Raw genomic sequence first — 4650 nt, forward strand, 5'->3', positions numbered from 1 at the left:
GTCCATGGTGCCGAGCATGAAGTAGATGTCGTCCTCCAGCCGCTCGTCGACATAGGCGATGGGTGAGCCGCAAATGCCGCAGAACGAGCGCGTCACCGGGCCGTTCTCGAACATCTTCAGCGCCTTGCCGGTGAACGCGACCTGATCGACCAGGAAGCCGACAAAGGCCGACACCGGCGCGCCGCTGGCCCGCCGGCAGTCGCCGCAATGGCAATAGCTGACGTGGTGCGGTTCGGCCAAGGCCTCGAACCGCACGGCGCCGCAACGGCAGCCGCCGGTGTGCGGCGCTGTCATGCGCTCAGGCCCCCGAACAAGGTCGGCATGTCGAGCGGCCTGAAACCGTAATGCGACAGCCAGCGCACGTCCGCGTCGAAGAAGGCGCGCAGGTCCGGCATACCGTATTTCAGCATGGCGATGCGGTCGATGCCCATGCCCCAGGCAAAGCCCTGATATTCGTCCGGATCGAGCCCGCCATGGCGCAGCACATTGGGGTGCACCATGCCGCAGCCAAGGATCTCCATCCAGTCCGAGCCTTCGCCGAAGCGCACTTCGCCCGGCCTTGAGCGGTCGCACTGGATGTCGACCTCGAGGCTCGGCTCGGTGAACGGGAAGAAGGACGGCCGGAAGCGCATTTTCACCTGCGGCACCTCGAAGAAGGCCTTGCAGAACTCCTCCAGCACCCACTTCATGTTGGCGACGTTCGCCGTCTTGTCGATCACCAGCCCCTCGACCTGATGGAACATCGGCGAATGGGTGGCGTCGGAATCCTGCCGGTAGGTTTTTCCAGGAATGACGATGCGGATCGGCGGCTTCTTCGTCTCCATGGTGCGGATCTGCACCGGCGAGGTGTGCGTGCGCAAAAGCTTGCGCTCGCCCTTCTCGTCCGGCTGGAAGAAAAAGGTGTCGTGCATCTCGCGCGCCGGATGGCCTTCGGGGAAATTCAGCGCGGTGAAATTGTAATAGTCGGTCTCGACGTCAGGCCCTTCGGCGATGGAGAAACCGAGATCGCCGAAGATCGCCGCGATCTCGTCGATGACCTGGCTGATCGGATGGATGCGGCCGCGCTCGGCCGGCGACTGCCGCACCGGCAGCGTCACATCGACCCTTTCGGCGGCCAGGCGGGCGGTGATCGCCACATCCTTCAACTCGGCCTTGCGCGCCGTCAACGCATCGGTGACGCGGTTCTTGAGCCCGTTGATGGCGGGGCCTTTGACCTGCCGCTCCTCGGCGGTCATGGCGCCAAGTGTCTTCAGCATCTCGGACACGGTGCCCTTCTTGCCGAAGGCAGCGATGCGCACGGCCTCGATGGCCGGCTCATCGGCGGCCGATGCGATGTCGGCCAGAAGTGAATCTTCCAGGGCTTCAAGATTTCCAGCAGTGGCGTTCACGGCGAAGCTCTCTCGATCGGGCGACCACCATTACCGGGCGTGTCACCATTTTGGTTTACATCAGACATAAGAAAAACCCGCGCCAGCCGTGCCAGCGCGGGTTCCCCAAATCAGAATGTCGAATGCTTGGGAAGCGCTGGTCTTAGGCGACAGCGCTTTCAAAAGCGTTCGGCGTGGTGTTCTTCAGATATTCGAGCGCCACCTTGGCCTTGGCGACCAGGGCTGCGAAAGCCTGCGGCTCGTGGATGGCCATATCCGACAGGATCTTGCGGTCGATCTCGATGCCCGACTTGTTGAGGCCGTCGATGAAGCGGCCATAGGTCAGGCCATGCTCGTGCGTCGCGGCGTTGATGCGCTGGATCCACAAAGCGCGGAACGAGCGCTTGCGGTTCTTGCGGTCGCGATACGCGTACTGCATCGACTTTTCCACCGCCTGCTTGGCGATGCGGATGGTGTTCTTGCGGCGGCCGTAGAAGCCTTTCGCGGCTTTCAGGACCTTCTTGTGCTTGGCGTGCGAAGTGACGCCTCTTTTTACGCGTGCCATGTCATGATCTCCTTAAAAGCAATTCCAGGAAAAGTGCCTTGCGGTTTTCCGTTCGGAATTGCGTAAAACAAATGCGTGTCCGAGCCGAATGCCTTAGAGGCCGTTCGGCAGAAAATTCTTGATGACCTTCTTGCCATCCGGTTCAGCCAGAACCATCGTGCCGCGGGCATTTCGAATGAACTTGTTGGAACGCTTGATCATGCCGTGACGCTTGCCGGCCGCAGCCGACAGGACTTTACCCGTACCTGTGATCTTGAACCGCTTTTTGGCGGCGGACTTGGTCTTCATCTTGGGCATTTTGCTACTCCGTCTCGTTGGCGCACTATCGCGCTTCTTGTTCGCTTCGGGCCGACCAAAGCCCGAAAAGCAAATGAAACCGCCACGGCATGCCCTGCCGGGCGGTTTTCTTGAACGGCGGTCCTATACGTCAAAGACGGCGGCTGTGCAACACCTCAGGATTGCGCGAAGCGTTGAGGTGCTCATGACCCTCTCCATACAAAATTAATTCTGCCTATCGACTCACCGGGAATCTTCAGGGGAGTTATACCGCCCCCGGCCGCAAGGAATTTCTCGCGCGGCCAACTAAGCCAGGGCAGGATCGGTTCAACCTTCCCAGATGCCGTTTTTTCATCGGTAATTTCGAGCACAACGCGCACTAGAGAAATGCCAGGACCAAACGTTGCCGAAAGATTGCGCGGATCCACCTTGCGTATCGTTTTCGGATTGTTGGTATCTGTGAAGGTGACGAGCACCGGATAACGGTCGCGAGGCACGTCCTTTGTGCCCCGAAAATGCATGATAGCGGGCAAAAGCCCCTCGTAGTCGCCGCGACTGTAGCCCAGTTCATCATGGAGAGTGTACTGGGCAATGTATTTGGTCTCTTCGCCGATCAACGCGAAGAGCTTGCCTCTCTGCCCGAGATCGACCACCGTTGCCTCGCCTTTGTAGCCTGACGGGTAGACGTCAAACGCATTGGCTTCCTGCCACCAGACATGAGACACGGCCGAACCGGAAACGATCTTGCCGTCGACCAGCACGTCGACCGTCAGCTTCTGGTTCCATTCCCATACGTCGGCGAAGAGGCCGCAAGAGGTGAGGAACAGCGCACAGACAAGGGCCAGTATACGCAGTAGAGGCCGAGCACACCTGACGGCGCATCCATACCCGAAGACATCCGCTGATATGGCAATGCCGCGCCCGGCGTTCGACACCATGATTTTCCCCGCCGCTTTATGCGTTCACGGCGATTATCGCTACACGATCTCGGAAACCAATTTGTTAAGATATCGAAGGCCGCGACCTGCAGAGTGGCACTAGCTGCCGGCTTATCAACGTCTAGGGCAGCGTGAACCAGACCGGCAACATGCCCGACTGCTGGGCGCCGTCGATCAATTCGAAAGCCGGCAGCGCGATGAGGAACACCAGGCCGTCGAGCAGCGTGGTCAACAGCAGGCGCGGTTTGAAGCTGCCCGTATCGCCCTCCTGGTAGAGCGACAATTTCGGGAAGAAGCGCGGCACCCGCGCCAGATAGGCCTGGTATGGGGCGCCGAGGGCTTCCTTGAGGAATTTCTCCTCGCGCAGGATGACGATGTGGAAGGCGCCCGCGCACAAAAGCCCGAAGAGAATGATGCCGGAGAACGAACCGATCTGCGCGCCCACGCCAGCCGCAGCCACGGTCGAGAACACATAGAGCGGGTTGCGGGTGATCGAGTAAGGCCCGCCGGTCACCACTTCGGAGGATTTGCGCCCGCCTATGTAGAGCGTCGCCCAGAGGCGCCCGACGATGCCGAGGAAAATCAGCAGCACGCCGAACATCTCGATCGACTCATGCACCGGTGTGTCGGGCGGAAACGTCGATTGGCCAAATAGCAGCGCTGCAAACAGCACGGCCACGAGCCCGGCGAGCACCATCCTGCGCGTATGCTGGTAGTTACCCAGCCCGTATTTGAGTTCTTTGTCCAAGGTTGAAATCCGATCGTCGAAGAGCCCAATGCATGTCGCCCAAAAGTGGCCCCGGTTTTGGGAGGAGGCGGTCGCAGCTTTGGCCCAAGAAATAAGGCGTCCCGCCGATCGCCGGGACGCCTTGATATGTGATTCAGGCGGATTTAAGCGCGACAACCAAGCCTGACGTCATCGTGATCCAAGGTGCGTTCAGTACACCTTAGCGCGGCGACAGCACCATCATCATCTGGCGGCCTTCGAGCTTCGGTTCCGCCTCGACCTTGGCTATGGTCGCCACTTCCTCGCGGACCTTGTTCAGAAGCTGCATGCCAAGTTCCATATGCGCCATCTCGCGGCCACGGAAGCGCAGCGTCAGCTTGACCTTGTCGCCTTCCTCGAAGAAGCGGCGAACCGCCTTCATCTTGGTCTCGTAGTCATGGCTGTCGATGTTCGGGCGCATCTTGATCTCCTTGATCTCGATGACCTTCTGGTTCTTACGCGCCTCGGCCGCCTTCTTCTGGTTGGCGTATTTCAACTTGCCGAGATCGAGGATCTTGACGACGGGGGGTACCGCGTTGGGCGATATCTCGACGAGATCGAGCCCAGCCTCTTCGGCGAGCAGCAATGCGTCGTTGATGGAAACATCGCCGCGGTTCTGGCCTTCGGCGTCGATAAGCTGGACCCGGGGAACCCGGATGTCACGGTTGGAGCGCGGGCCATCCTTGGTCGGCGCCGCTGCTTTGAAAGGTCTGCGAATGGTCGTGGTCTCCTTGGCCG

General features: G+C 60.1%; 7 protein-coding genes. All 7 read right to left on the reverse strand.

Translation table 11 applies throughout. The annotated features are described in order from the left end of the window. On the reverse strand, nt 1-294 hold a 294-nt coding region (locus EN750_RS19600), incomplete at its 3' end, for a GFA family protein (RefSeq protein WP_145967777.1). Further along, nucleotides 291-1388: a phenylalanine--tRNA ligase subunit alpha gene (gene pheS, locus EN750_RS19605; protein ID WP_127397387.1), complete on the reverse strand. Its 1098-nt coding sequence runs from the start codon at nt 1386-1388 to the stop codon at nt 291-293. The genes EN750_RS19600 and pheS, both read right to left, overlap by 4 nt. 142 nt (nt 1389-1530) lie before the next feature. Next, a complete protein-coding gene (gene rplT / locus EN750_RS19610; protein WP_023672281.1) occupies nt 1531-1932 on the reverse strand; it encodes a 50S ribosomal protein L20 in 402 nt (133 codons plus the stop codon). A 93-nt stretch (nt 1933-2025) separates the two neighbouring features. After that, complete coding sequence (gene rpmI, locus EN750_RS19615) at nt 2026-2229, reverse strand: 50S ribosomal protein L35 (RefSeq protein WP_006201248.1); 204 nt, start codon at nt 2227-2229, stop codon at nt 2026-2028. A gap of 182 nt (nt 2230-2411) precedes the next feature. Beyond that, nucleotides 2412-3146, reverse strand: a complete 735-nt coding sequence (locus EN750_RS19620) for a hypothetical protein (RefSeq protein ID WP_127397388.1) — start codon at nt 3144-3146, stop codon at nt 2412-2414. A 121-nt stretch (nt 3147-3267) separates the two neighbouring features. Then, nucleotides 3268-3894, reverse strand: a complete 627-nt coding sequence (locus EN750_RS19625) for an isoprenylcysteine carboxylmethyltransferase family protein (protein ID WP_127397389.1) — start codon at nt 3892-3894, stop codon at nt 3268-3270. Nucleotides 3895-4093: 199 nt separating this feature from the next. Then, nucleotides 4094-4630, reverse strand: a complete 537-nt coding sequence (gene infC, locus EN750_RS19630) for a translation initiation factor IF-3 (protein WP_013528312.1) — start codon at nt 4628-4630, stop codon at nt 4094-4096. Nucleotides 4631-4650 lie beyond the last annotated feature (20 nt).

Origin of the sequence: Mesorhizobium sp. M7A.F.Ca.ET.027.03.2.1 (genome assembly GCF_003999175.1) — a bacterium.
GTDB lineage: Bacteria > Pseudomonadota > Alphaproteobacteria > Rhizobiales > Rhizobiaceae > Mesorhizobium.